The sequence below is a fragment of the Paraburkholderia acidicola genome (assembly GCF_002362315.1).
GTDB classification, from domain to species: domain Bacteria; phylum Pseudomonadota; class Gammaproteobacteria; order Burkholderiales; family Burkholderiaceae; genus Paraburkholderia; species Paraburkholderia acidicola.
Window position 1 is genome coordinate 2122860 of the sequence record NZ_MTZV01000006.1, and the last position, 25575, is coordinate 2148434.

Here is a 25575-nt window from a genome sequence, read left to right on the forward strand (position 1 = left end):
CGATGAGCGACAACGTCTCCGAACTCGTTCAGCCCACGCTGGTGGGTACGATCGTCGAGCTTCAACCGCTGCGACCAGAACATGCATCCGGTCTGCTTGCGGCCGCGGCCGACGGCGAGTTGTGGAACATGAGCGTGACCGTCGTTCCTGGACCCGCGACGATCCATGCGTACATTGCAAGCGCACTTGAAGGGAAACGTGCTGGCACGGCGATGCCGTTCGTGATCGTTCGCCGCGATACCGGTGCGCTGGTCGGCAGTACACGCTTCTGGAAAATCGACCGCGCGAACCGCAAGATGGAAATCGGCCACACGTGGTTAAGCGAGTCGGTTCAACGCTCGGGGGTCAACACCGAATCGAAGCTGCTGCTACTGACTCACGCGTTCGAAGTCATGAACGCGGTGCGCGTGCAATTCACTACCGATGAACTCAACGAGAAATCGCGAGCCGCGATTCTGCGTATCGGTGCGAAACAGGAAGGCATTGTCCGGCACGAACGCATCATGCCGGACGGGCGCAAACGCAACTCGGTGCGTTTCAGCATCATCGATTCCGAGTGGGTGGACGTGAAGACGATGCTGCTGCAGAAGGTCGCGAGATCGGCTGCGTATTGACGACGGCTTGCCCGCGCCGTCATTCACGCCGCAGCAGTCGCTTCGTGTTCCATCTGCGCAAACACCTCCTTCAGAAACACGAGAGAATTTCTGACGGCAGGGCCACCCGCATAGAAGGTCAACTGCAAAACCGTCTCGACGATCTGCTCTTTCGTGGCTCCTACCCTAAGTGCAGCTTCGGCATGCGCACGCAATTGCGGCATCGCATTGCCCAGCGTCACGCACGACGCGACGAGGATCAGTTCGCGCGTCGCGAGGTCGAGGCCGGGTCGATCCATGATCGAGCCGATCGACCATTCGATCGTCATGTCCGCGAACGCCGGGCAGATCTCCGCGACCTCGGCGACCATCGCCGCACCGGCGTGACCGCCATGAAGCTGTTCGAACAGTTCGAGACCGCGGCGGCGAAGAGGGGAATCGGTGGGCATCGTGTCACTCCTGAAGAGGTTGAAGGAAGCGGCCCGTCGGATGTCGGTGCCGTCTGTGCCGTGCCTCTAATATCGTTGTTGGCTGCGGTGTTTTGAAGTAGGCTCGGGTGCCTTCACTCAGAACCATGGGTTCGGAATGCTCGATCGCCTGCTCAGCATGTCGGTATTCGTCTGCGCCGCAGACCGGCGTAGTTTTGCCGCCGCCGCCGAAATATTCGGCATCTCGCCGACGATGGTCGGCAAGCACGTCCGCTTTCTCGAAGAGCGGGTCGGCGCGAAGCTGCTGAATCGCACGACACGTCAGCAGTCGCTGACGGAAGTCGGACGGCTTTACTACGAGCGATGCCGGCAAGTGCTGGCCGATGCGGACGCGGCTGATGCCTGCGCCGACGAAATGCGCGCTGCGCCACGCGGCGTGCTGAAAGTGCATGCGCCGGTATCGTTTGGCAGTCAGCGTCTCGTGCCTGCGTTGGCTCGCTATCTGCGGCGCTATCCCGGTGTCGATGTGGATCTGACACTGGCCGATCGTCCGATCGACTGGGTCGAGAAGGGGTATGACGCGGCGATACAGATCGGTGATCTGGCTGATTCGGGGCTGGTCGCGAGAGAACTCAAGCGTTACCGGATGTGGCTGTGCGCCGCACCCGTGTACCTGGCGGAAGCGGGCTTGCCGCAAACGGCCGCCGATCTAAGTGCGCACAATTGCCTCGGCTTCAGTTACTGGCAGAAGAAGAACATCTGGCGATTGAGTCGCGGCGAGTTGACGGAAAGCGTGCCGGTGAAGGGTCGTCTCACGGTGAACAACGGTCAGGCGCTGCGCACGGCGGCTATCGTGGGGCTCGGCATCATCATGCAGCCTGAGGTGCTGGTCGAAGACGACGTTGCAGCCGGTCGTCTGATTCGCCTTCTGCCCGACTACGAACTGCCGTCGCGGCCGGTGCATCTGCTATATCTCGCCGACCGGCGGCTGACATTGAAGCTAAGAAGCTTTATCGACTTCGTGGTGGAGTCGTTGCGCTAGCCGTGCGCTGCTCAGGCGAGCACGCCGGGTATCAGCTTGTTGTACACCGCCCAGGTTTCGAACAACGCGGGCCACGCGTGAACCAGCGAGCCTGGCTGACCCATGCCCCAACCGTGACCGCCTGCCTGGAAGATGTGCATCTCGGCGAGCACGTCGTTTTTGCGTAGCGCGTTGAACATCATCAGACTGTTGTCGACCGGCGAGACCGGATCGTCCTTTGCCTGTGCGAGAAATGTGGGCGGCGAGGTGGCGGTGACCTGCCGGTCCACCGAGAATTCGATTGCCTCCGCGAGGCTCGGATGCTCGCCGATCAACTGACGACGCGTTTCCGTGTTGTCGAACGGCGGCACCAGACTCAACACCGGGTAGATGAGTCCGGCGAAATTCGGCTTCGACGATAACGTGTCGGTTGTATCGATCGGCGCGTACCGGTCGATGTGCGATGTGACCGCCGTCATGCCAGCCAGATGTCCGCCCGCGGAAAAACCGAGCACGCCGACGCGCTGCGCGTCGATGCCGAACGAAGCGGCGGCGGTGCGGATAACGCGCATTGCGCGCTGGCCGTCCTGCAACGGCGCAGTTCGCACCCATCCTTCGCCGGGCAGGCGGTAGACGAGTTCGAACGCAGTTACGCCGAGCGATTGCAGCCATCGGCACGCCGGGCCGCTCTCGCTGCCGAGTTCGATATGCCGGTAACCTCCGCCGCTGATCACCAGAACCGCCGTGCCGTTTGCCTTGCGCGGCCGGTAGACGTTCATGCGCGGGTGCGAGACGTTGGTCACTGAACCTTTCGCGCTGACGTGTTCGGGGCCGGTGGGGCCGTTACCGCCCGGCATGCGGCCGCTCGGCCATAGCGCTAACGCTTCGGAAGCACGGCTGGTGGTGCGGACATCAGCGACATCACTGACATCCCGAAGCGCGCGATGTTTTTCGCCGCGGGCAAACGCCATCGTAGCGACGGCGGACAGTCCCGCGCCCATGATCAATCGACGATTCCTGTTCACACCGTTCCCTTGCGGTTGTTGCGAAAGCGAACGCGCGTCGCTGGAAACAGTAGCTTATCGACCGTCGTGTAGAACGTAAAATATATATTTACGGTGCTTGCGATACTTATTGAATATCGCAGGGACAAACGAGACGACGCGTACTGCATGCGTACTCAGCGAGGCAACGCAGCGTAAGCCGTGGCGAGGTGGTACGGCGTGGTCGACGGCATATCGGCGCGCGCAACGTTGCCATCGGGCGTCTTGCATTCGAACCAGCCATGCGGCTGCAGAAACCGCTCGCGAAAACGCGCGATCTGCGGTGTCAATTCCGCTTGCACGACAGCGTCGTCATGTGTGGCGAGCGCGCGCAGATATTCACTTTGCGCCCAGATGCGCTGGGTTGCATCCTTGACGCGTCCGGTTTCATCGAGCGCTGCGTGAACACTGCCCGTTGCAGCGTCGATGCCATGCTGCTGCGCGAATGCAAATGCACGCGGTAGCGCATCGGCGAGTCCCGATCCGTCCAGCAACGCACCTGCACGCCGCACGAGCCAGAACCATTCGAACTGATGACCCGGCTCAAGACGGTTATCGTTCGCACCGATCGGCAGCTCGGCGATGCAACCGGTCGGCGCGTGGACGAACGCGCGTGCAACAGCGCTGCCGAGTCGCTGCAATGCGTCGTCGTAGGCGGCATCGTGCGTCGCTTCGCGGGCGGCAAGCCAGGCTTCGGTCAGATGCATCAACGGGTTTTGCAGCGGTGCACCGGTGACGTTCGAGAAACCGGCATCGAGCGCCGCGTTGAGCAAGCCGTCAGGTGCAGCGAAGCGTTCTGTGATGAGCGCGGACGTGTGCTGCACGATATCGAGCGCTTCACGATTGCCGGAGCGCGTACCGTATTCGGCGCAAGCGAACACGACGAACGCGTGCGTATACAGGTCTTTTGTCGTGTCGAGCGGCGCACCTTTTTCATCGACGCTGTAAAACCATCCGCCGCGCGTGCTGTCAAGAAAGTAGCGGCGCAGCGCATCGAATAGCGTATCGGCATGTGCCGCATCGCCCGCCTGCGAAAATACGAACAGCTGGCGCGCGCATGCCATGGCGCGGTAGCGTACGGCAGGCAGCGCGGTACGCCCGTCGCTGTGCACGGCTTCATACGGCAGACGCAGGGCCGTATTGAAACCGGGACCGCGCCAGACCGGCAGAACGACCTGCGCGAAATGCTCGCGTAGTTGCGCAGCGGCAGAAGGGGCGGAAGCGGACGAGGGCGCGGACTGGTTCATGCTTGGATAGCCTGGGTATCGTGACGGCGGGTAGAGGGCGACGGGTGTAACGCCATGAGCCGGCCTGGCGGGCGCACGGTGCCCAAGCATAAAGCAAATGCGTGACCATCGCGAGCGCAGCGCATGGGCTGCGATTCATCGATATCGATAAGGAGGTAAAGCAATGCTGGGGAATGTAGAACTCATCTTACGACTGATCCTGGCTGCCGCGCTTGGCAGTGTCATCGGCTTCGAACGAGAACGGCTTTCGTGGGCTGCGGGGCTGCGCACACACATGCTCGTATGTGTCGGGTCCGCACTCATCATGATCGTGTCGGCATTCGGTTTCGCAGACGTGCTGGGTGGGGACCACATCGTGCTCGATCCATCGCGGATGGCCGCCCAGGTCGTGTCGGGCATCGGCTTTCTCGGCGCGGGTTCGATCCTGCTACGCGGAGAGATTGTGCGAGGTTTGACGACGGCGGCCAGCCTCTGGTCGGTGGCGGCGATCGGCCTTGCGGTGGGCGGCGGGTTGTACACCGCATCGATTGCAGCGACGGTGATCATCCTGATCATTCTCGCGGGTATCAAACCGATCGAGCGGCGTTTCATCACGGTCAAGCAGCGACGTCAGTTCACGCTGCTGATCGAACGCGGCGCGATGACGTTCCATTCGCTACACGACGCACTCGGTTCATCGAGCCCGCGCGTGAAACAGTTTGTCATGCAGCAAAGCGACGACGCACCCGAGTTCGATGAGGTCATGATCACGCTGCACCGGGTGTCGGCACCCGAGTACGCGTCGATCTGCGAGCGGCTGCGACAACTGCCCGGCGTGAAAGAATTCAGGGAGGAGAACTTGCCATCGTGATGCGAGCGGGCCTCGCCGTGCGACAATGCGGTCTTCAAAAAACACAGACCGCATCGCGCAGCAGCGACCGGCGCCCGATGTCTGGCGACGAGCGCTGCGCGACTAATCTTTTTTCGCATCGCTATGGCAGCAGATTCCGCAGATCCCCACGCATCCCCGACTACCCGGCGGCGCCGTTCCGACGCGACGAAGCCACAGGCCTCGAGCGTTTCGACTGAAACCGAGAACAAGCTTGCGCGCGCCGCGCAATCCGCGCAGCGCCTCGCGCAGTTGAGCGACGTTCCTCGCGACGACAGCACACTCGACCTGTTTCCCGACGATCCCACCCGCGCGACGCTGCAGGCGATGAATATCGATGTTCGCCAGGGCACGCTGTCGGGGTTCGAGTTGCCGGAGGTGGTGCTTGCGGCGATAGGAGTACCGGATAGCGCGCAGGCCGTGGCGACTGGTACTGATACGAAGGTGGCGCGGCGCGTTTCGCGTTCGGCGAAATTAGATGACACGCCGGAAGCGGGATCGGGCGAACTCGCCGGCCAGTGGAGCGACGCGTCTGCTTCGAGCAGCGTTGGGGAGTTGGCTACGAGCGTGAACACGAACACGACGAGCGGTACACAGCCTGCGGCCGAGGCGGATGTGCCGCAGCCTGTAGTCGCATCGGCGGAACCGGCCGCTTCGGGCGAGGCTGCGCAGGTAACGGCCGTGGCAAGTGTGGCGCGGAGTGTCGCCGCGTTGCGTCAGTCGCCCGACGATGCAACGGTGTCGTCGTCCGGCACGACGAGCGGCAGCAAGCCGGCCATTCCGCCGCAGCGTTTCGCCGCGACGTTCGCAAAAGCGGCGAGCGCATCGCGCGAAGCGGGCGCGGCGGTGTCGGCGTCAACAGAAGCATCCGCTGCCGATGCAGCGGCGAGTTCTACGCACGCTGTGTCGACCGCAGCCGCATCCGCATCCGCATCCGCACCCACACCGCCGACATCGAGCACGTTCCGCGCAATACCCCCCGCGGCACCACCAATACATCACGACACGCCGCGCGCCACGCCTGAACTCGATCGCGCCCGCGCTACCGCATTCGCCGATACCGTCGATGCACTGTACGGCGTGATCGCCGATCAGCGGCGCGCCGCAACCGATCATTCGCGCCGTATGAAGTGGATGCTCTCGATCGTAGTGGGCGCGTTGCTCGTGACGGTCGCGATCGGTATCGCGCAAACACTGCTACTGATGCGTCTCGCGCGGAACACCACGCTGCAACAACAGCGCATCGAACAGATGATGCTGACCCAGCAGGCCACGCTCGCGACGCTGCTCGATACCGATTCGGCGACAGTACCGGTACCCGCTGCAGCGGCGCCCGCGCCGGCAGTGGCGCAACCGCGTCCGGCGGCGCCGGCACGGCATCCGTCGAAAGCGCAGCACGGGCATAAGTCGAAGACGGCGAACGCGCACTGAAGGCACTGAGTTTCGCGAGCCCGCGGTTCTGTCTATAGCTACCCCGGTTCCCTCCAGCCGGCGGGAACGCTTGCTGGGCATGCGTTTGCGCAGGATAGAGGGCGACGGCTCCGACACGGAGTCGGTTGCCTCGTCTGTTGTATTGATGCAACGCACCAACCCTCTCCCAGCCGCACAAGCTCAATCAATTGTTAAAAATGGTGCGATGCACTAGACATCGACTAGGGAAAACCCTAGAATTCAATTTAAGGGAAAACCCTAGCTATTTATCAACCGGGAGTCGCCATGAGCTTTATCCTCGCACTGTTTCAAAAGGTCAGCGGCCTCTTCGCGTCGCCGCATCTGCCGATGGACTCGGAATACTCGTACGAAGCGCGCGCACGTGAAGCGCAACGCGTTCGCGAGTCGCAGTCCACGCTGTTCGGTATCCGTCTGATCGACTGAACACGGCTGACATCGCGCGGTCTTGTTCGCGCATCGTCAGTGAGCGGCGCGTCCTGCCTGGACGCGCCGCTTTCTTTTTGTCTGCTGGTTTCGCGTTTCGCTTGATCCAGGCAGCGCGCTCTTACGCGATATTTCGAACCCGAAATGGATGTAACGACTGCTGACCAGCCGCTCCGGCAGACGATCGTCGCGTCCCTTCCGATGGCCCCGATAAACAGCGGCCCAACCGTATCGAACCGTTTTTTCGCCCCCCGTCGATCCTGAAATTTGCGCTTACAAGTGCTCACGTATTCGCGCAGCATCGATCGTTAGAGTGGATTGCAAGCGCGGGATGAATCACGACGGCAGGTCCAGTTAATCGGGCACGCCGACCGCCTCGCGACAAACCTGAAAAACGGGAGGTGTTCGATGAAGACACGCAATAGGGTTTCGCAAACGATCCTCGCCGCGGCGCTCGCGGGCAGTGCATTACTGGCTGCAAGCAGTGCGTTTGCGCAGGAGGTGGTGGTCGAGCAGCCGCGGATGATTCCGGTGGGTGTACAGATCAATATCGGCTGGCATGGCGATCGGTATTGGGATGGTCACCGCTACTGGGCGCACGACGAGTGGATGCACCGCCATCCGCACGATCGCGATCCGCGGCGCGACCGCGATCATCGCTACTGACCGGCGCGGCGTAACGAGCAGTCAACCCGATGCGGCGTGGGGCGGCGTCGGGTAGCAGGCCCAGCAAGGCCGGCGTTCGAAAGGGCGCCGGCCTTTGCTGCATCTGGCGTTGCGAAGCGGCGCGTTAGGCTATTCTCTGGGGCTTCTATCGAAGGCTCGGCAGGAGAACAGCTTGGATAACGTAGAACCCTCGCGCGCCCATACTTCGCGCATCGATGGACCTGGCACGACCGTCATCGGCGTGATCGGCAGCGGGTTGATGGGCGTCGGCATCGCGACGCAAAGTGCGTTGCATGGCTATCGGACGATTGTGTACGACGTCGACGAAACGCGCCTTGCGAGCGTTGCACCAAAGGCCGAGGCGATCCTCGATGAACTCGTCGACGCCGGTCGCATCGACCTTGCTGCGAAGCAGGTCGCACTTGCGCGCATCGAGCGTCGCGCGCAGCTCGACGCGATGTCCGAAGCAGGTTTCGTAATCGAAGCGATTCCCGAAGTACTCGAACTCAAGCATCGGCTGTATGCAGCGCTCGCGGAAGTGCTCGGCGAGACCGCGATTCTCGCGAGCAACACCAGCGGTTTTCCGCCCGACCGGCTCGCGTCCGCCTTGCGCGCACCCGAGCGTTTCGTTATCGCACACTTCTGGAATCCGCCGCACCTGATTCCGCTCGTCGAAGTCGTGCCGGGTTCGGTTACATCCGCCGACGTCACCGCCCGTACCGTTGCGCTGATGGAAGCGATCGGTATGGAACCGGTCGTACTTGAGAAAGCGATCCCGGGGTTCGTCGGCAACCGGTTGCAGTTCGCGCTGCTGCGCGAAGCGCTCAACATCGTGCGCTCGGGCGCGGCTTCGCCGGAAGTCGTGGATCGTGTGATGAAGGCGTCGCTCGGACGTCGCTGGAGCATTGTCGGTCCGCTCGAAAGTGCGGATCTCGGCGGCCTCGATACGATTCTCAATGTCGGCACGCACCTGATGCCCGAACTCGCCAACGATAACGACGTGCTCGATCTGCTGCGCGAACAGGTCGACGCAGGACGCGTCGGTGTGCGCAGTGGTGCGGGCTTTTACGAATGGGACGAGGCGCGTCTTGCGCGCGTCCGCGCGCTGCGCAAACGCCTGATCGGCGGAGGATAAGCCCCATGTCGCATCTTTTCTATGACCCGGCGCAAGGCCACGGTCTGCCGCACGATCCGTTCAAGGCAATTGTCGCGCCGCGCATGATCGGCTGGATCTCGACACGCGATCCCGAAGGTCGCCTGAACCTCGCGCCATACAGTTTCTTCGGTGCGTTCGCGACGTTTCCGGCGATCATCGGATTCTGCAGCGAAGGCTACAAGGACAGCATCCGCAATATCGAAGCGACCGGCGAGTTCGTGTGGAATCTCGCGACGAAGCCGCTAGCCGGGCAGATGAACCGCTCGTCGGCGCCGGTCGCACCCGACATCGACGAATTCGAGCTGGCCGGTCTGACGCCGGCGCCGGGTCGCAACGTTGCGGTACCGCACGTCGGCGAGACGCCCGCGGCGCTCGAGTGCCGGTTGTTGCAGGTGATCCGTTTGCATACGCTCGACGGCACGCCGATGGACAACTTCCTCGCGCTCGGCCAGGTGGTCGGCGTGCATATCGACCCCGCGTACCTGAAGGACGGCCTCTTTGATACACGGGCCGCCCAGCCGATCATGCGTGCGGGGTATCGCGCCGACTACGCGGAGATCGGCGCGATGTTCCAGATGGTGCGACCGACGGCCTGAGCAAAGGCGAAACTGCTACCGCGGCTCACTTCGCGCCACGCCAGCCGCGCAGCAGCAACGCATTGGTCACCACGCTGACGCTCGAAAACGCCATCGCCGCGCCGGCCAGCATCGGATTGAGCAAACCAAACGCGGCAAGCGGAATGCCGATCAGGTTGTAGACGAACGCCCAGAACAGGTTCTGCTGGATCTTGCGCCACGTGCGGCGCGAGATGTCGATTGCGTCGGCGACCAGCGCCGGATCGCCGCGCATCAGCGTGATGCCGGCCGCGTGCATCGCGACGTCGGTGCCGGTCGCCATCGCGATGCCGATGTCCGCTGCGGCAAGCGCGGGTGCGTCGTTGATGCCGTCGCCGACCATCGCCACGACGCTGGCGGTGCGGATCTTCAGATCGTGGATCACGCGGGCCTTGTCTTCGGGCAACACCTGCGCATGAAACTCATCGATGCCGAGCGCGGCGGCGACACTGGCTGCGCTACCCGTGTTATCGCCGGTGACGAGCACGCTTTTCACGCCCATTTTCGCGAGCCGGGCGATCGCTTCGCGCGCGGTCGGTTTCAGCGTGTCGCCGAAGGCGATCAACGCGAGCGCGGCAGGTACGGCCGACGGCGCGCTACTGCTGCCCAGCTCCATCAACCACGACACGGTATTGCCCGCCTGCTCGAGTGCTTCGGCACGGGCTGTGACTTCGGGCGGCAACGCGATATGCAGTTCCGCCAGCCACCGGCTGCTGCCGATACCGAGCATGCGGCCGTCGATCTGCGCCTCGACGCCGCGACCTGGCACGGCACGCGCCTGCGTCACCGTGCGAGCGTCGGCGGCAGCGGCAGCAGGCGATTGCGCTGCGGAAGCCTCGTCGGCCGCTTTCAGTATCGCGCGCGCCAGCGGATGATCGCTATGCCGCTGCACCGCCGCGGCCAGCGCGAGCGCTTCGTCGCGCTCGATGCCGAGCGGCTCGAAGGCCGTGACCGAGGGTTGACCGATCGTCAGCGTACCGGTCTTGTCGAATGCGACGACATTCACCTGATGAGCGATCTCAAGCGCTTCGGCGTCCTTGATCAGCACGCCGCGCCGCGCTGCCGCGCCGGTGCCGGCCATGATCGAGGCGGGCGTCGCGAGACCGAGCGCGCAGGGGCACGCGATCACGAGGACTGCGACCGCGTTGAGAATCGCGCTCTCGACCGATGCACCGGCTAGCAGCCAGCCGATCAGCGTCAGCGCGGCGATGACGAGGATCGCGGGGACGAAGATCGCGCTCACCCGATCGACGAGCCGCTGGATCGGCGCCTTCTCGGCCTGTGCGCTTTCGACGAGGCGAATGATCCGCGCCAGCGTGGTCTCTGCCCCGGTGGCGGTCGTGGTAACGGTGATCGCGCCTTCGCCGTTGATCGAGCCGGCCGTGACCGGATCGGCGGATTCTTTCGGCACGGGCAGGCTCTCGCCCGTGATCAGCGATTCGTCGATGTGCGTGCGGCCCAGCAGGATATTGCCGTCCACCGGCACCCGTTCGCCGGGCCGGATTGCGACGATCATGCCGACACGCACCTGCGCAAGCGGTACCTCGTGCTCGCGATCCCCGACCACGATGCGCGCGCGTTCGGGGCGCAGGGCGTTGAGTGCGCGGATGGCATCGGTGGTCTGGCGCTTCGCGCGCGCTTCGAGCCATTTGCCGAAGCGCACCAGCGTGATGACGACCGCCGCCGCCTCGAAGTACAGATGTTCCGTGGCGCCGGGATGCACCACCAGTTCATACACGCTGATCCCATACGCCGCCGACGTACCGAGCGCGACCAGCAGATCCATATTGCCCGCGCCCGCGCGGACCGCGCGCCACGCGGCGCGGTAGAAGCGCGCGCCGAAGCCGAACTGCACGATCGTGGCGAGCGCGAACTGCAGCCAGGCCGGCGGCGAGAGATCGAGGCCGATGCCCGTCAACCACGTACCGGCCATCGGTGCGATGAGCGGCAGTGTCAGCAGTGCGGCCACGACGACTGCCACGAGTTCGCGTTGTGCGATGTTGGCCTGCGTGGGCCGGCCGGCTGCGCCTTGCGTCGCCTCCACGTCGGCCTCACGGGCGAGCGGAACGGCGGTGTAGCCGGCTTTCGTCACGGCTGCGACGAGTTGATCGACGGGCACGGCGTCGTGCAGATCGACGGCGGCTTTTTCGGTGGCGAGATTCACCGAGACGCGCGCGACACCGGGCACTTTCGCCAGCGCCTTTTCAACGCGCATCGCGCACGAGGCGCAGGTCATTCCGCCGATCGCGAATTCCGCGGTCTGCCCCGCGGTTGCGGTGTCAGCTGCGGCTGGGTCGGCTTCAAGCACGACCGGCGTCGCGTCGTAACCGGCTTTGCGAACGGCCTCGACAAGAGCGCCGGCGCTGGCGGTGTCGCGTAGATCGACGGTGGCTTTTTCGGTGGCGAGATTCACGGACACATGTGAGACGCCCGGCACCTTCGCCAGCGCCTTTTCGACGCGCGTCGCGCACGACGCACAGGTCATCCCGCTGATTTCAAGTTCCGCCTGCGCGGCGGCAGTGCGGTCTGGAACGGCAAGGTCAGTCATGATGGGGCTCGGTCTGGGGCGGCGTTCTACCGCACGATAAAACCCAGTATTGACGTTCCCATGATGGGAAGGTCAAGAACAGATGCAATCGATTGGCAAAACCCCGCTTTCGCCTGTGACAAATCGATGTCTCCGCGTTCGGACTTGCTTCGCCGTCACGGATACGTTAAAACCCGATGTTAGGGTCGGAGACGCGCCGGTTCGCCAATGAGCGGGGGCTCAGCGGACCTGGCCGCATCCGGTTCGCGCTATTTCACCGAACGCCTGTATCAATCAACGAATGATAAAAAGCCGCCGAGATTCCTTTTCGCTCCACTGGACCTGCGCATCGCTCGCAGGCCTCGCTTTCCTCGCCGGTTGTGCCGCCCCGCCTGGTGACAGTCCGAAGTCGACGGGCTGGATCAAGGACGAGGTGGCCGACTCCTACGTGTTCGGCTACCCGCTCGTACTGATGAGCGTCGCACGCGACGCCGCGGTCGGCGACAGCATGGGCCAGGCGCCCGTCAACACGCTGCGGCATGCGCAGACGCTGCCGCCGGTCGGCGCGGCGAACCCGACCACACCCAGCCTCGATACGCTCGACTCGACCGGCTGGCTCGACGTCGGCGCCGAACCTGTCATCGTTTCGCTGCCCGATTCGCACGGCCGTTACGTCGACGCGCGCGCGCTCGACATGTGGACCAACGTGATCTGGTCGACGGCCGCACAAGTCGGTCCGCATGCTGCGGGACTCAAGGCGCAAACGATTGCGTTCGTCGGCCCCGGCTGGCAGGGCGATCTGCCAAAGGGCGTCACGCGCGTCAACGTGCCGACCCGTAACCTGTGGCTCACGGTGCGGGTCCAGTCGAGCAGTCCGCGCGATGTCGTAGCGGTCCGCAAGCTGCAGCGCGCGATGCGCGTCGCGCCGCTCAGCGCGTGGTCGAAGCCCGCCGCTTCGGCGGCGGCGCCCGCATCACGTCCGGGCGGCAATCCCGCCGATGTGCCGTCCGCCGCCACGCCGGCCATTCTCGTGGCCGGTTACGACGCCAACGCGTTCTTCGGTCGGCTTGCTCAAGCGTTGCAAGACAACCCGCCCGAACCGGTCGATCCGCACGCGCTGAAGACCCTCTCCGACCTGGGCGTGACGCCGGGCGCATCGGCGGCATTGCCGTCGGGTGCAAGCGATGCAATCGCCACGGGTCTCGCCGACGGTCACGACCGCGTGGCCACTGCGCCGTCCAACCTGTTGACCGGCAACGGCTGGAGCTGGTTTGGCGACGGCATCGGTAACTACGGTCCGGACTACTCGTTGCGCGCCTATGCGGCGTTCGCGCAACCCGGCATCGGTACGCGCGACGACGAAGTCCGTGCCACGGTCGCGGTTGACGGTGACGGCCGGGCACTGAACGGTGCGAACCGCTATCAGATCCACTTCGCGCCGAACCAGTTGCCGCCGGTGCGTGGTTTCTGGTCGATCACCGCGTACACGAAAGAGGGCGCGCTGGGCGAAAGTGCGCCGGCGCACCTCGCGGTCGGCGATCGTAACGGCTTGCGGCGCAATCACGACGGTTCGGTCGACGTGACCGTGTCGGCGGTGCGGGCGAAGGCTACGAACTGGCTGCCGGTGCCGCGCGCCGACTTCCAGCTGATGATGCGTCTGTATGCGCCGAAGCCGGAGGCCACGGATGGTTCGTGGGCGCCGCCGACTGTCGTGCGCCAGTAACGCAGCGACGCGCGGATAACCGCATGGGTGGGGCAGCGGGCCAGTGCTTCGCTGCCCTTCGCGCGTGTCGTCCGTGGGTGGGATCGTGTGAGTGAAGCCTGTCGATGCCTATGCATGCATGTTGCATCGATGAGCGCAGTACCGTGCAAATTGCCTCACATTTGCACGACACGAAACTTCCAGGACGTATACTTGCCGCAGTCTGAACTTTCGTATCGCGGCGGGCTTGCCGCCGCATCATCGGCGACCGACAAGCATGGCGAGCCTCAACAAGGCGGCACTCGTTTCTTCCCTGCAGGCCGTTCGCGGCGTGGCAAGCGCGCGGCGTACCCGGCGCATCCTGACCGGTCTGCTGATCTTCCTGGTGTTGTTTGGCCTGTTCGGCTTCTTCGCCGCGCCCCCGCTGATCCGCCACATCGCCGAGCAACAGTTGAGCAAACAGCTCGACCGGCCGGCCACGATCGGCCGCATCGCACTGAATCCCTACACGCTCAACCTGGAAGCCGATAGCGTTCATATCGGCGAACGCGGCGGCGCGGGTGATTTCATCGATATCGCGCGGCTGATCGTGCGGCCGTCGTGGGCGTCGCTGTTTCGCGCGGCGCCGATCGTCAATGAAGTGCAGCTCGATTCGCCGAGCTTTCACATCATCCGTTACGACGCGCAACGCTTCAATTTCACCGACCTGATCGAGAAATTCTCGAAGCAGCCGTCCACACCGAATAGCAAACCGACGCTGTTCTCGGTATCGAACATCCGGCTCGAAAACGGCCGGATCGATTTCGACGACCGGCTGCTCGGCATGAAACACGTCATCGATCAGTGGAAGCTCGGTATTCCGTTTATCGCGACGCTGCCGTCCAAGACCGATATTTTCGTGCAGCCGCTGTTGCGCGCGCGGATCGATGGCAGCCCGCTCGCTATCGACGGCAAGACGAAGCCGTTTGCGGCCTCGCGCGAATCGGAAGTGGCGTTGCGTTTTGATGGTCTCGATATGCCGCGTCTGCTGTCGTATGTGCCGGTCAAGCTGCCGGTCACCGTGCGGACAGGCAAGCTGTCGAGCGATCTGAAACTGAACTTCGTGATGTCCGACGATGCGCCCACGCTGCGCATCTCCGGCACCACCGATCTCGACGACGTCGATGCAGTCGACCAGAACAACGCGCCGTTTGTCTCGCTGCATCAGCTGCATGTTGCCGCGGCGACGCTGGAACCGTTGAAGAACATCTATCGCTTCGACGACATCCGTATCGATGCACCGACTGTTGCGCTGGCCCGCGACAAGGCTGGCGTGCTGAGTGTGCAGCGCATGTTCGCACCGGCGCCGGGCGCCGCGACCGATGCTGCGCAGAGCGCCAGCACCGTGCCTGCTGCATCGGCGGCCAGCGCTGCATCGGGCGTGGCCGCTCCGACCGAAGCCGAAAAACCACCGGCGCCGTTCGATCTATCGATCAAGCGCTTCGAACTGACCGGCGGCACCGTCAATTTCCGCGACGACACGCCCGCGCAACCCGTCACGCTCGGCATCACCGATGTATCGTCGACGCTCACGGACTTCGCGATGCTCGGCAAGTCGCCGGCGCACTACACGCTGGGCGCGTCGCTGAAGGGCGGCGGGTCGGTGGCCGCCGCTGGCGCGTTCACGCTTGCCGCACAGACCGCCGACGCGAAGCTCGACCTGAAAACATTGCCGTTGCCACTGGTGCAGCCGTATCTCGCCGGCGCAACCGCGGCGCGGATCGCCGACGGCACGCTGTCCGCGAGCGTGAACCTCAACACGAACTGGGGCAAGTCGCCGCTCGACCTGAAAGTCAACGACAGCACGCTGACACTCCAGTCGCTCAAACTGAACGTACCCGGCGTGAAGCAGCAGGCCATCGGTCTGGCGCAGGCCGACGTGAAGATCGACCAGGTCGATCTGGCCGCGCGCAATGCCGTCGTCACTAGCGTCGATCTGACGGGGCTTGTCGTCAACGCGCAGCGTTTGAAGGACGGTCGCATCGATCTCGCAGCGCTGGCCGATTCACCTGCAACCGCACCGCGGCGCGCGGCGCCGCGCACCGCGCAGCCCGCGGCGAAAGAGGCTGCGTGGCACTACAAGATCGGTGAGCTGAGCCTGAAAGACGGATCGGCGGATTTCACCGACAACACGACGCCGCGCCCGGTGAAGCTCAGCGTGACGCCGCTGCAACTGAAGGTGCAGCAGATCAGCGACGATATGAGCCATCCGCTACCGATCGATCTGCAGGCGACGTTGAACCGCAAGGGCACGCTCGGCGTGACCGGCAACGTGACGGCGACTCCGTTAAAACTGGTGCTGAAAATCAATGCGAACCGGCTTGATGCCGCCGCCTTCGAACCGTATTTCGGCAACAAGCTGAACGCCACCATCGCGAGCGCGCTGCTGAATGCGAACGGTGAAGTGGCGTTGTCGCAGAACAAGGCGCTGCAGGTTGAGTATCGCGGCGACGTAGCCCTCGTCGATGTGCGCATGCTCGACAAGGCGACCTCGGATCCGTTTGCGGGCTGGCGTTCGCTGGCGCTGGCGAACCTGAAGGCGAACTACAGCGAGAGGGGTACCGACGTCGATGCGAGCCGTGTGACGTTCGCGGGTTTCTATGGCCGCGTGCTGCTCGACGCGCAGGGCAAGCTGAACCTGAGCCAGGTGGTCGCGCAACAGACGGGTGAGGCGCAGTCGCTCACACGCGACAAGAACGCGAAAGGCGAAGCGGTGCCGCTGACGCCGCAGGCTGCATCCGATGCGTCGGAAGCAGTCGCGGCATCGGCGCCGCATCCGGCGTCGGGGCCTGCCCCGACGGTGGTCGCCGCCACGCCGCCGCAAAGCCCGGTGAAACTGCATTTCGGCCAGTTGCTGTTGCAGGACGGTCGCGTCACCTACACCGACAACTTCATCAAGCCGAACTACACGGCGAACCTCGTGAGCATTACCGGCAAGATCGGTGCGTTCGGTACGCAGTCGACCACATCTGCGCCGGTGGACGTCGCCGCGAAGCTCGCGGCGAACGGCCCGCTGTCGATCCGCGGCTCGGTCAATCCGCTGATCGCGAAGCCCGCGCTCGACCTGACCGCGAGTGCGCACGACATCGAGTTGACCAATCTCACGCCGTACTCGGCGAAGTACGCGGGCTATCCGATCACGAAGGGCAAGCTGAACGTCGACCTGCACTACCAGCTCGCCAACGACCAGTTGAGCGCGAACAACCACATCTTCATCGATCAGCTGACCTTCGGCGACCACGTCGACAACAGCACGGCGACGAAGCTGCCGGTGCGGCTCGCGATCTCGCTGCTGAAAAACTCGCGCGGCGAGATCGATGTGAATATCCCCGTGTCGGGTTCGTTGTCGAACCCCGAGTTCAGCATCGGGGGGCTGATCTGGCATGCGGTGCTAAACCTGCTCGAGAAGGCAGTGACCGCGCCGTTCTCGTTGATCGCGAACGCATTCGGCGGTGGCAATAGCGAGGAGCTTGGCTACGTCGAGTTCGATCCGGGTTCGGCGAAGTTGTCCGATGCCGCGACGAAGAAACTCGATACGATCATCAAGGTGCTTACGGAGAAGTCGTCGATCCGTATCGACCTGATCGGCCGAGTCGATCCCGCAGCCGACGGGCCAGGCCTGCGCACCGCATATGTCGATGGTCTCGTGAAGCAGCTGAAAATCAAGGACACGGTCGGCAAGGGCGAGAGCGTCGACACGTCGACCGTGACCGTCGATCCCGCCGACTACGACAAGTATCTGAGCAAGGCGTACAAGGCCGCGGATTTCAAGAAACCGCACAACTTCGTCGGTCTGACGAAGTCCCTGCCCGCCGACGAAATGAAGAGCGCCATCGCCGAACATGCGCCGGTCAACGACGCCAGCCTGCGCGAGCTGGCGCAGCAGCGCGCGCAGGCCGTGCAGCAGTATTTCGAAGGCAAGATCGATAGCAGCCGGGTCTTCATCGTTGCACCGAAGCTCGACGCGCAGGGCATCAAGGACAAGGGCGCGGCGACGCGGGTGGACTTCGGCCTGAAATGACGCGCGGCCTGTCATGTCAGGCCGCCGCGCATCGCAACGACGCAGCACAACAGGACAGCGCATGCCGCCGCTCGACCCGTCGAGATCCGCCGTACCTGCAGCACCAGTAGCCCGCCTCGCGAGACGCGCACTCGCGGCCATGATGCTGATCTGCATGGCGGGTTGCGGCAAACCACTACCCGCGTTACCCAACGATGCATACGTCTGGCAACGCACGTGGACCCCGGCGGTTGCCGCGGCGATCGATGTGAGCCGCGGCTTCGTCGCGAGCTGGCATGTGCTGGCCGCGGAGCTCGACGCTCGCGGCCGCTGGGTCGACATGACACCCGATGCAAGTGTGCTGACCGCGGCGCATGGGCCGGTGGTGGCGGTCGTGCGCTTCGACGGCGCGCTGAGCGATCTCGACGATGCGGCATCGATCGCGCACATCGCGACGCTGCTCGGCGCGTGGCAGCACGAGGGGATCGCGTTGGCGGCTGTCGAAATCGACTACGACTGCGCGACCGCGCGTCTTGCGGGCTATCAACGGTTTCTTGGCGCGTTGCGCGAGCGGCTTGCGGTTGCGTCGCCGGGCATGCGCCTGTCGATCACTGCACTACCGACCTGGCTGGATAGTCCCGCGCTCGACAGCCTGCTCGCGCAGACGGACGAAGCCGTGCTGCAGGTGCATGCCGTGATGAACCCGGTGCGAGGGCTCTTCGACGAAGACCGTGCACAGACGTGGATGCGTGCATTTGCCCGGCGCACGCATCACCCATGGCGCGTCGCGCTGCCCACCTACGGCACGCGCGTCACGTGGGGACCGGACGGACGCGTAACGGGTATCGAGAGCGAGCGCCCGACATTGCAGTCCGACGATCTCGCACACGAACTCGTAGCAAAACCCGATGAGATCGGTGCCTTCGCGGCGCGCATCGGGCGTGACCGGCCGGCGGGTCTCGCTGGCATCGTCTGGTTCCGTCTGCCCACCGACGATGACGAACGCGCATGGAGCCTCGTCACGTGGCGCGCGGTGCTGACGCATGCGCCGCTGCGGCCCGCGTTGTCAGTGCGTACGCGCGCAGCGGCCGGTTCGACAGCAGCCGATGTCGTGCTGGTCAACGCCGGTACCGCCGATGCATCGCTGCCGTCGCGTATTCGCCTCGACAGCACGTGCGTGGCCGCTGACGGTATCAATGGCTATACGCTCGATCGCGATGCGCGGAACCTTGTCTTACGTCGCACGCAGGATGGTCTGCTGCGTGCGGGTCGCCAGCGCACCATTGGCTGGATTCGCTGCACTCAACCCACGGTGACTTCACGTGTCGATCCGTAAACCCACTGGCCTCGCGCTGGTTGCGGCGCTTGCCGCTGTCGTAGCGGGCGCCGCGGCTGTGCTCGCCTGCGGCCCGGATTTTCCGCTGCAACTACTCGACAATCGCGCCGGCACACTGAAAAGCACGCCGGCTAATTCGTTTGCCTACGAGGCATCGCATCTGGTTTCGGCGAACGACGCATTGAAGGCTGTGGAGTCGCTCACCGGCAACGACAGTTCGCCCGATACGCCCGACAAGCCGATTCTCACCGCCGATCAGATGAAGACCGTGCAGGCGATGCGCGCACTCGGCAACGGCGACACGGCGTTCGCGCTCGGTGATGGTGTGCCGGATGCGGTGCGTCTGTACACCGCTGCGGCGGTCGATTACAAGGCGTCGAATGCAACAGTGCCGTCGTGTGATGCGGGTGCGGCAAGCACGGCAAGCGCAGGCGATCATGCCGCAGCTTCAACGCGATCTTCGACAAAGCGCGCCGCCAGTTGCCGAGCTGCCCAGAAGCGCGCGGAGTCCGACGCGGCAGCCGCCGGTGTACGCGCGCAGCAGCGCTTCCAGGCCGTACTCGATCTGCCACGCGCAAGCAGCGATCTACGTGTGGTCTGGGCCGCCTACATGCTCGGCAAGATGCACGCCGACGCTTCAGCCGGTGCGGGCAACGATGCCACCGCAGAACGCGCGGCAGCCGTGCAGTCCTTCGCGCTCGCGCGTGCCCGGGCCCGCGATGGAGCACGCGACCCCTGGGGGCTGGCGGTCGCGAGCTATGGTGAAGAGGCGCGCCTGTATCTGTATTCCGGTGGCATACGATGCGATGACAGCGATTTCGACAACCGGACGGCCTGTGTCGATGCCATCGCGCCAGCGGACCTGAGCCGCGCCATCGCGTTGTACGCCGAACAGGCCGCGCGCGGTTCGACGAGCGGCCAGGTATCGCTGATCGTGATCGCCGGATGGGCGCTCAGCAGTCCGGCGCGCGCGACCCGGTTAGTCGGCGATCCGCTGACTCCGCTGACGCAGCGGCTGCTGGTCGCCTACGGCCTCGCGCGTCTTGGTGATGTCGTGAAAGACGATCCGGCGAGCACGACCGATTTCTTCGCGAGACGTGACCTCAATGGACACAACGGCTATGCGGACACGGCCCGCGGCGACAAGGACGTGAAGGCCAACCCGGTGCTGACGGCGCTCGTCGCAGCGATCGAGAAGCAGGGCATCGAGCGGTCAGCGGGCGCGGACCGGCTCGCGGCACTCGCGTATCGGCTCGGGCGCTACGACGTTGCGCAAACACTGATCGCACACGACGACAGTGCGCTCGCGAGCTGGGTGCGCGCGAAGCTCGCGCTGCGCAATGGCGATCTGACGGCGGCCGCGCAGGCCTATGCGCAGGCATCGAAAGCGTTCCCGCCGAACGATGCGAGTCTCGATAGCGGTAGCGCGGCGCTCGTCAAAGGCGAGCAGGGCGTGCTGACGCTTGCGCGTGGGCAGTATGCGGATGCATTGGACCAGCTCTACGCGGCCTCGCTGCGCAAGGAGAAGGCGAGCGGTGTCGACGACGTGTACCTTGGCAACGATGGCAGTGGAGTCGGTTACGCGGAAGATGCGGCTTACGTGGCCGAGCGCGTGCTGACAACCGACGAACTGAAGTCGTGGATCGATGCGCATGTGCCGGCCAGTGCAGTTCCAGCACCACCGATACCGGCAAGCTCGATCAGCCTCGCCGGCGACCAGTACTACCAGTGGCGCTTGCAGCACAGGCGGACGATGAACGACATGCTGCGCACGTTGCTGGCACGTCGTCTGGTGCGCGACGGGCGGGTCGATGAAGCCTTACCGTACTTTCCCGCGGACAACGACCCGCGTTTTGTCGATATCGATTACCGCAATGACAAAGTCATCGTGACGCCATGGCAGGCGCGCACCTGGGCTGCTGCCTATGGTGCCGCGTTGCACGATGCGCAGCATGCATGGCGCAGTACAACGCGAGCACAGGCATGGTTCACCGCCGCCACGCTCGCACGCACCCACGGCATGGAGATCATGGGCTATGAACAGGAGCCGGACTTTGCGACCTTCGACGGCGCGTTCGACGGCGGCGCCGGACGCCGCAGCGCCTGGCAGCCCGCTGCCGATTCGTCTTCCGGGCCCGCCGCACCGCCTCCCGACACGCCAGCACAGCGCGCCGCCGCCGACCTGCCTGGCTCGTTCGTGACCGATGGCGAGCGGCAACGCTATGCATCGAGCGAAGCAAAGCCCGACACGAGGTTTCACTATCGCGCAGTGGCCGCCGACGAAGCCCTCAACGCCGCGAACCTGTTGCCGCCGCGGTCACAGGCATTTGCAACCGTGTTGTGCCACGGTGCGGCATTCGTGCGCTACGACGATGACCGCGCGAATGCGATCTACCAGCGCTACGTGAAAGAGGGGGCCGCCGTTCCATTCGCCGCGCATTTCGGCCGCGACTGTCCGGCGCCCGATTTTCGCGCGGCGAGCCGCTTTCCCTATGTGCAGGCGTGGCGCGCGACGCGCTACTGGGTGCATCGGTATCTGTATGTGCCGGTTGGCGTGGCGTTGCTCGGTATCGTGGGCGTGGGCTGGTGGTACCGGCGCGATCGGGCCCGACGGGCTGGTTGAGCATGGCGTGCGTGTTTTGACGGAAAGTCCGGCAGCGCCGGTTTGCAGGCAGATCGATCAAGCGGTGCGACGCAAGACGTTCCCGAGGTTACCCCCGTATTGGCTGTTGCCTGCGCGGTGTATCCTCCGCACTAACGCCCTCGATAGTTAGAGAAATACTTCTCGGGCGTTGCTTAATTCACCCCACGGTCTTTGAGAGTTATCCGGAACATGGCCAGCACGACATCCATCGGAAGCAACAAGAATCTGCCTGTCATGCTCGGCGGCGGCCGGCTGTCGCTCGGCAACCGCATCGTGCTGAGTTTCGGCACGCTGTTCGTGCTGTTGCTCGTGATGGCGGCGATTTCCTACAGCCGCCTGCGGGCGATCGACGAACAGGCTCATAGCATCGGCCGCGATTCGGTGCCGGGGCTCTATCTGTCGACCTCGCTGCGCGCGGCGGCGAACGTGAGCTACACGATGCTCGAACGGGCGGCGTTCGTCGACGGTACCGCGGACGATGCGAAACACGACCTCGATGGTGTGCCCGATGCCCTGCGGAACTTCGAGCAGTTGAGCAGCGACTATCAGGCGACCATCTACGACGAACAGGACCGCGAGCAGTTCCGCGCATTTCGCAGCGCCTACGACCAGTACGTGCCGCTCCTGAACGACGCGGTGCGCATTGCCCAGACATCGAAACCGGCAGCCCAGGCCGCGTTTGTGAAGCTCACACCGACGTGGAACGAAGTGATCCGCACGGCGAATGTGCTGGTCAAGCAGAACCGTGCAAGTGCCGACGAATCGGCGCAACAGATCCGCAGTTCGGTGACCGGCACCGAGATCACGCTCGCCACGGCGCTCGGCGTCATCCTGCTGATTTCGCTCGCCACCGGCTATGCGCTGCTCAAGGCGGTCACGGTGCCGATGGTGCAACTCGTGAAAGTGCACGACCGGATGCGTACCGGCGACCTGACGCAGCGGCTCGACTTGCGGCGCGACGACGAGTTCGGGCGTCTGGAAGACGGCTTCAACCGTATGTCCGAAGAGCTGGCCAGCCTCGTTTCGCAGGCACAGAAGTCGTCGTTGCAGGTGACGACCTCGGTGGCGGAGATTGCGGCGACATCGAAGGAACAGCAAGCAACCGCAAGCGAAACCGCCGCGACCACCACCGAAATCGGTGCGACTTCGCGCGAGATTTTCGCGACTTCGCGCGATCTACTGCGCACGATGAACGAAGTGTCGAACGTTGCTGAGCAGTCGGCGTCGCTCGCGGGCGAAGGCCATACCGGTTTGTCGCGGATGGAAGACACGATGCGCAGCGTGATGGAAGCGGCCGGCTCGGTCAACGCGAAGCTCGCGATCCTCAACGAGAAAGCGATCAACATCAACCAGGTCGTCGCGACGATCACCAAGGTCGCGGACCAGACCAACCTGCTGTCGCTGAACGCGGCGATCGAAGCCGAGAAGGCAGGCGAATATGGCCGCGGCTTCGCGGTCGTGGCGACTGAAATCCGCCGGCTTGCCGATCAGACCGCGGTGGCGACGTACGACATCGAGCAGACTGTGAAGGACATCCAGTCGGCGGTATCGGCCGGTGTGATGGGCATGGACAAGTTCTCCGAAGAGGTGCGGCGCGGTATGCGCGACGTGCATCAGGTGGGCGGCCAGCTGTCGCAGATCATCACCGAAGTACAGACGCTCGCACCGCGCTTCCAGATGGTCAACGAAGGCATGCAGACCCAGGCGAGCGGCGCCGAGCAGATTACCCAGGCGCTGTCGCAACTGTCGGAGGCCGCGCAGCAGACTGCGGAGTCGTTGCGCCAGTCGTCGCAGGCCATCGACGACCTCACACTGGTCGCGAACCAGCTGCGCACGGGTGTGTCGCGCTTCAAGATCGAGGCCTGACTCAAGGGCTAATTCAAGGGCTGACACTCGCACCGGACCGCGCAGGCAATCGCGATGCTCTTTCTCCAGTTCGAACTCGACGGCGACCGCTACGCACTCGATGCGGCCACGATCGTTCAGGTGCTCGCCTACACGCAGGTGCGGCCGCTTCCCGGCACGCCCGCGTGGATCGCGGGCGTGATCGAGCACGGCGGTGCACCGGTGCCGGTGATCGACGTGGCACGGCTGGCGCTTGGCCGTGCGGCGCGTGCGTTGCGTTCTACGCGTCTGGTGCTGGTGCGTTATCGCAGCGGTGTATCGCTGAATGAAGATGATGCCGGGCATCTGCTCGGCCTGATCCTCGAGCGCGCGACACGTACGCAACGAATCGAGCGTGAGCGTTTCGCCGACAGCGGTGTCGCGACGCCCCATGCGCGCTGGCTCGGCCCCGTTGCAAGCGATGCCGAAGGGCTCGTGCAATGGGTCGATGTCGAAGAGATGCTCGACGATGAAACCCGCGCACTGCTGTTCCCGGCCGCACCCGTTGTAGCAGTGAGCGCCCGCACGTGATGACACCCATGACCTTCGCTGACCCGCGCTTCGTCAACTGGCTCTCGTCCGAGACGGGCATCGATGCGTCGTCGCTCGGTGTCAACGCATTCGGCCGCGCGGTGCTCGAACGCGTGCGCGCAACCCAGCACGACGAGCTGCCCGAAGACGTCGCACTCGATGCGTACTGGCTCCTGCTGAACCTCTCGCCCGAGGAGCGCCAGGCGCTTGTCGAATCGCTGGTCGTGCCGGAGACCTGGTTTTTCCGCGAGCGCGAGGCGTTTGCCGCGCTCGTGCGGCTCGCGCATGAACGGCTCGCCAGTGCGCCGGCGCGCGTGTTGCGCGTCTTGAGTGCGCCGTGTTCGAGCGGCGAGGAACCATATTCGGCGGCGATGGCGTTGCTCGATGCCGGTATCGACCCGGCGCGTTTCATCGTCGATGCAGTCGATATCAGTGGGCAGGCGATCGAGCGTGCACAGCGTGCGGTGTACGGGCGCAATTCGTTTCGCGGGCACGCACTCGAATTTCGCGCCCGCCACTTCGATGAAACTGCCGAAGGCTGGCAGTTGCACGAGCGTGTGCAGAGGACGGTGCAATTCACGCAAGGCAATCTGTTCGGGCCTTCGCAGCGCGCGGATATTCGCTACGATTTTATTTTTTGCCGCAACGTGCTGATCTACTTTTACCGCGATGCGCAGGACCGTGCGATCCGTCTGCTCGATGCGCAACTCGCGGACGGCGGCACGATCTTCGTCGGCCCCGCCGAAACCGGTCTGATGATGCGTCATGCGCTGACGTCCGCACGTATTCCGCTAGCGTTCGCATTTCAGCGCATGCCGGCTGATGAGAAGAACCTGATTGGTGGGACCACGCGGGCGGACCAGTGGTTTGCGCTGTCCGCGGGTGCGCCCGATGACGGTGCTGTGCAGTCGCTCGTGCCTATTGCGCGGACAACGACGTTGAAGCCGGTCACCGCACGCCCGGCACCGCCGCCCTTTGCCGCATCGCGTCCGTCAGAGATTGCCGCGCGTAGTGCCGCGGCCAGGGCCTCTGCGCCGCGTGCATCTACATCTGCGCCTGCATCGTCCGGGCTCGCCGAAGCGCATCGACTGGCCGATGCCGGTTTGCTCGGCGAGGCAGAGCGTCTGGTGCGTACTTTCATCGACGGTCACCAGCCCGAGGCGGAGGCGTTCTATCTGCTCGGCCTGATCGCCGATGCGCGTGGCGAAGGCACACAGGCTGTCGATTTCTATCGCAAGGCGCTCTATCTCGCGCCCGCTCACTATGAAGCGTTAACGCATCTTGCCGTACTGCTCGACGTGAGCGGCGACACCGCTGGCGCACAGCAGATGACGCTGCGCGCCCAGCGCGCGATGGCGCGGATGTCGACGCGCGAATCGGGTCGCGCGGATCCATCATGAG

General features: G+C 64.3%; 19 protein-coding genes. 15 read left to right on the forward strand and 4 right to left on the reverse strand.

What is annotated here, in order from left to right; all coding sequences use genetic code 11:
- Positions 1 to 2: 2 nt before the first annotated feature.
- Positions 3 to 614, forward strand: a complete 612-nt coding sequence (locus tag BWP39_RS28165; RefSeq protein WP_096726223.1) for a GNAT family N-acetyltransferase — start codon at positions 3 to 5, stop codon at positions 612 to 614.
- A 23-nt stretch (positions 615 to 637) separates the two neighbouring features.
- Here BWP39_RS28165 and BWP39_RS28170 read toward each other — a convergent pair whose 3' ends face one another.
- Positions 638 to 1042 carry a carboxymuconolactone decarboxylase family protein gene (locus BWP39_RS28170; protein WP_096725495.1) on the reverse strand — a complete coding sequence of 135 codons (405 nt, stop codon included), beginning with the start codon at positions 1040 to 1042 and terminating at the stop codon, positions 638 to 640.
- A gap of 136 nt (positions 1043 to 1178) precedes the next feature.
- Between BWP39_RS28170 and BWP39_RS28175 the strand changes: the two genes are divergently transcribed.
- Positions 1179 to 2063 (forward strand): LysR family transcriptional regulator, encoded by an 885-nt coding sequence (locus BWP39_RS28175; RefSeq protein ID WP_207557149.1) that lies wholly within the window; start codon positions 1179 to 1181, stop codon positions 2061 to 2063.
- Between the two features lie 11 nt (positions 2064 to 2074).
- Here the strand turns inward: BWP39_RS28175 and BWP39_RS28180 are convergent, their stop codons facing one another.
- Both BWP39_RS28180 and BWP39_RS28185 read right to left on the reverse strand, forming a co-directional pair.
- Positions 2075 to 3067 carry an alpha/beta hydrolase gene (locus BWP39_RS28180; protein ID WP_170043909.1) on the reverse strand — a complete coding sequence of 331 codons (993 nt, stop codon included), beginning with the start codon at positions 3065 to 3067 and terminating at the stop codon, positions 2075 to 2077.
- A 155-nt stretch (positions 3068 to 3222) separates the two neighbouring features.
- On the reverse strand, positions 3223 to 4332 hold the full coding sequence (locus BWP39_RS28185; RefSeq protein WP_207557150.1) for an AGE family epimerase/isomerase: 1110 nt from the start codon (positions 4330 to 4332) through the stop codon (positions 3223 to 3225).
- Between the two features lie 163 nt (positions 4333 to 4495).
- Here BWP39_RS28185 and BWP39_RS28190 point away from each other — a divergent pair, with 163 nt between their 5' ends.
- The 6 genes from BWP39_RS28190 to BWP39_RS28210 all read left to right on the forward strand — a co-directional run bounded on the left by BWP39_RS28190 (position 4496) and on the right by BWP39_RS28210 (position 9493).
- Complete coding sequence (locus tag BWP39_RS28190) at positions 4496 to 5182, forward strand: MgtC/SapB family protein (protein ID WP_096725498.1); 687 nt, start codon at positions 4496 to 4498, stop codon at positions 5180 to 5182.
- A gap of 123 nt (positions 5183 to 5305) precedes the next feature.
- Entirely contained in the window at positions 5306 to 6631 is a 1326-nt protein-coding gene (locus tag BWP39_RS28195; protein ID WP_096725499.1) for a hypothetical protein, read from the forward strand.
- A 285-nt stretch (positions 6632 to 6916) separates the two neighbouring features.
- Positions 6917 to 7075 carry a hypothetical protein gene (locus BWP39_RS32015; RefSeq protein ID WP_170043910.1) on the forward strand — a complete coding sequence of 53 codons (159 nt, stop codon included), beginning with the start codon at positions 6917 to 6919 and terminating at the stop codon, positions 7073 to 7075.
- A 408-nt stretch (positions 7076 to 7483) separates the two neighbouring features.
- Complete coding sequence (locus BWP39_RS28200) at positions 7484 to 7741, forward strand: hypothetical protein (protein WP_096725500.1); 258 nt, start codon at positions 7484 to 7486, stop codon at positions 7739 to 7741.
- Positions 7742 to 7952: 211 nt separating this feature from the next.
- A complete protein-coding gene (locus BWP39_RS28205; protein WP_268877190.1) occupies positions 7953 to 8876 on the forward strand; it encodes a 3-hydroxyacyl-CoA dehydrogenase family protein in 924 nt (307 codons plus the stop codon).
- Between the two features lie 5 nt (positions 8877 to 8881).
- Positions 8882 to 9493 carry a flavin reductase family protein gene (locus BWP39_RS28210; RefSeq protein WP_096725501.1) on the forward strand — a complete coding sequence of 204 codons (612 nt, stop codon included), beginning with the start codon at positions 8882 to 8884 and terminating at the stop codon, positions 9491 to 9493.
- A 25-nt stretch (positions 9494 to 9518) separates the two neighbouring features.
- Here the strand turns inward: BWP39_RS28210 and BWP39_RS28215 are convergent, their stop codons facing one another.
- Positions 9519 to 12059, reverse strand: a complete 2541-nt coding sequence (locus tag BWP39_RS28215) for a heavy metal translocating P-type ATPase (protein ID WP_096725502.1) — start codon at positions 12057 to 12059, stop codon at positions 9519 to 9521.
- A gap of 280 nt (positions 12060 to 12339) precedes the next feature.
- On the opposite strand from BWP39_RS28215, the gene BWP39_RS28220 reads away from it, so the two are divergent.
- The 7 genes from BWP39_RS28220 to BWP39_RS28250 all read left to right on the forward strand — a co-directional run bounded on the left by BWP39_RS28220 (position 12340) and on the right by BWP39_RS28250 (position 25574).
- Complete coding sequence (locus BWP39_RS28220; protein WP_096725503.1) at positions 12340 to 13761, forward strand: DUF1254 domain-containing protein; 1422 nt, start codon at positions 12340 to 12342, stop codon at positions 13759 to 13761.
- 256 nt (positions 13762 to 14017) lie between these two features.
- A complete protein-coding gene (locus tag BWP39_RS28225) occupies positions 14018 to 17800 on the forward strand; it encodes a DUF748 domain-containing protein (RefSeq protein ID WP_096725504.1) in 3783 nt (1260 codons plus the stop codon).
- A gap of 61 nt (positions 17801 to 17861) precedes the next feature.
- On the forward strand, positions 17862 to 19115 hold the full coding sequence (locus tag BWP39_RS28230) for a DUF3142 domain-containing protein (protein ID WP_207557152.1): 1254 nt from the start codon (positions 17862 to 17864) through the stop codon (positions 19113 to 19115).
- Positions 19102 to 21738, forward strand: a complete 2637-nt coding sequence (locus tag BWP39_RS28235) for a hypothetical protein (protein ID WP_096725505.1) — start codon at positions 19102 to 19104, stop codon at positions 21736 to 21738. The genes BWP39_RS28230 and BWP39_RS28235 overlap by 14 nt, the downstream gene beginning before the upstream one ends.
- A 210-nt stretch (positions 21739 to 21948) precedes the next feature.
- The gene (locus tag BWP39_RS28240) at positions 21949 to 23625 is read left to right on the forward strand and encodes a methyl-accepting chemotaxis protein (RefSeq protein WP_096725506.1); all 1677 of its coding nucleotides are present in this window, start codon (positions 21949 to 21951) and stop codon (positions 23623 to 23625) included.
- A 54-nt stretch (positions 23626 to 23679) separates the two neighbouring features.
- Positions 23680 to 24174: a chemotaxis protein CheW gene (locus BWP39_RS28245; RefSeq protein ID WP_096725507.1), complete on the forward strand. Its 495-nt coding sequence runs from the start codon at positions 23680 to 23682 to the stop codon at positions 24172 to 24174.
- 8 nt (positions 24175 to 24182) lie between these two features.
- Entirely contained in the window at positions 24183 to 25574 is a 1392-nt protein-coding gene (locus tag BWP39_RS28250) for a CheR family methyltransferase (RefSeq protein WP_096725508.1), read from the forward strand.
- Position 25575: the final 1 nt, after the last annotated feature.

Coding starts and splice junctions, on each gene's coding strand:
- BWP39_RS28175 (WP_207557149.1), top strand. CDS start 1,179: ATGCTCGATCGCCTGCTCAGCATGTCGGTATTCGTCTGCGCCGCAGAC.
- BWP39_RS28230 (WP_207557152.1), top strand. CDS start 17,862: ATGCCGCCGCTCGACCCGTCGAGATCCGCCGTACCTGCAGCACCAGTA.
- BWP39_RS28170 (WP_096725495.1), bottom strand. CDS start 1,042: ATGCCCACCGATTCCCCTCTTCGCCGCCGCGGTCTCGAACTGTTCGAA.
- BWP39_RS28190 (WP_096725498.1), top strand. CDS start 4,496: ATGCTGGGGAATGTAGAACTCATCTTACGACTGATCCTGGCTGCCGCG.
- BWP39_RS28250 (WP_096725508.1), top strand. CDS start 24,183: ATGACCTTCGCTGACCCGCGCTTCGTCAACTGGCTCTCGTCCGAGACG.
- BWP39_RS28195 (WP_096725499.1), top strand. CDS start 5,306: ATGGCAGCAGATTCCGCAGATCCCCACGCATCCCCGACTACCCGGCGG.
- BWP39_RS28185 (WP_207557150.1), bottom strand. CDS start 4,332: ATGAACCAGTCCGCGCCCTCGTCCGCTTCCGCCCCTTCTGCCGCTGCG.
- BWP39_RS28225 (WP_096725504.1), top strand. CDS start 14,018: ATGGCGAGCCTCAACAAGGCGGCACTCGTTTCTTCCCTGCAGGCCGTT.
- BWP39_RS32015 (WP_170043910.1), top strand. CDS start 6,917: ATGAGCTTTATCCTCGCACTGTTTCAAAAGGTCAGCGGCCTCTTCGCG.
- BWP39_RS28215 (WP_096725502.1), bottom strand. CDS start 12,059: ATGACTGACCTTGCCGTTCCAGACCGCACTGCCGCCGCGCAGGCGGAA.
- BWP39_RS28245 (WP_096725507.1), top strand. CDS start 23,680: ATGCTCTTTCTCCAGTTCGAACTCGACGGCGACCGCTACGCACTCGAT.
- BWP39_RS28210 (WP_096725501.1), top strand. CDS start 8,882: ATGTCGCATCTTTTCTATGACCCGGCGCAAGGCCACGGTCTGCCGCAC.
- BWP39_RS28165 (WP_096726223.1), top strand. CDS start 3: ATGAGCGACAACGTCTCCGAACTCGTTCAGCCCACGCTGGTGGGTACG.
- BWP39_RS28240 (WP_096725506.1), top strand. CDS start 21,949: ATGGCCAGCACGACATCCATCGGAAGCAACAAGAATCTGCCTGTCATG.
- BWP39_RS28200 (WP_096725500.1), top strand. CDS start 7,484: ATGAAGACACGCAATAGGGTTTCGCAAACGATCCTCGCCGCGGCGCTC.
- BWP39_RS28220 (WP_096725503.1), top strand. CDS start 12,340: ATGATAAAAAGCCGCCGAGATTCCTTTTCGCTCCACTGGACCTGCGCA.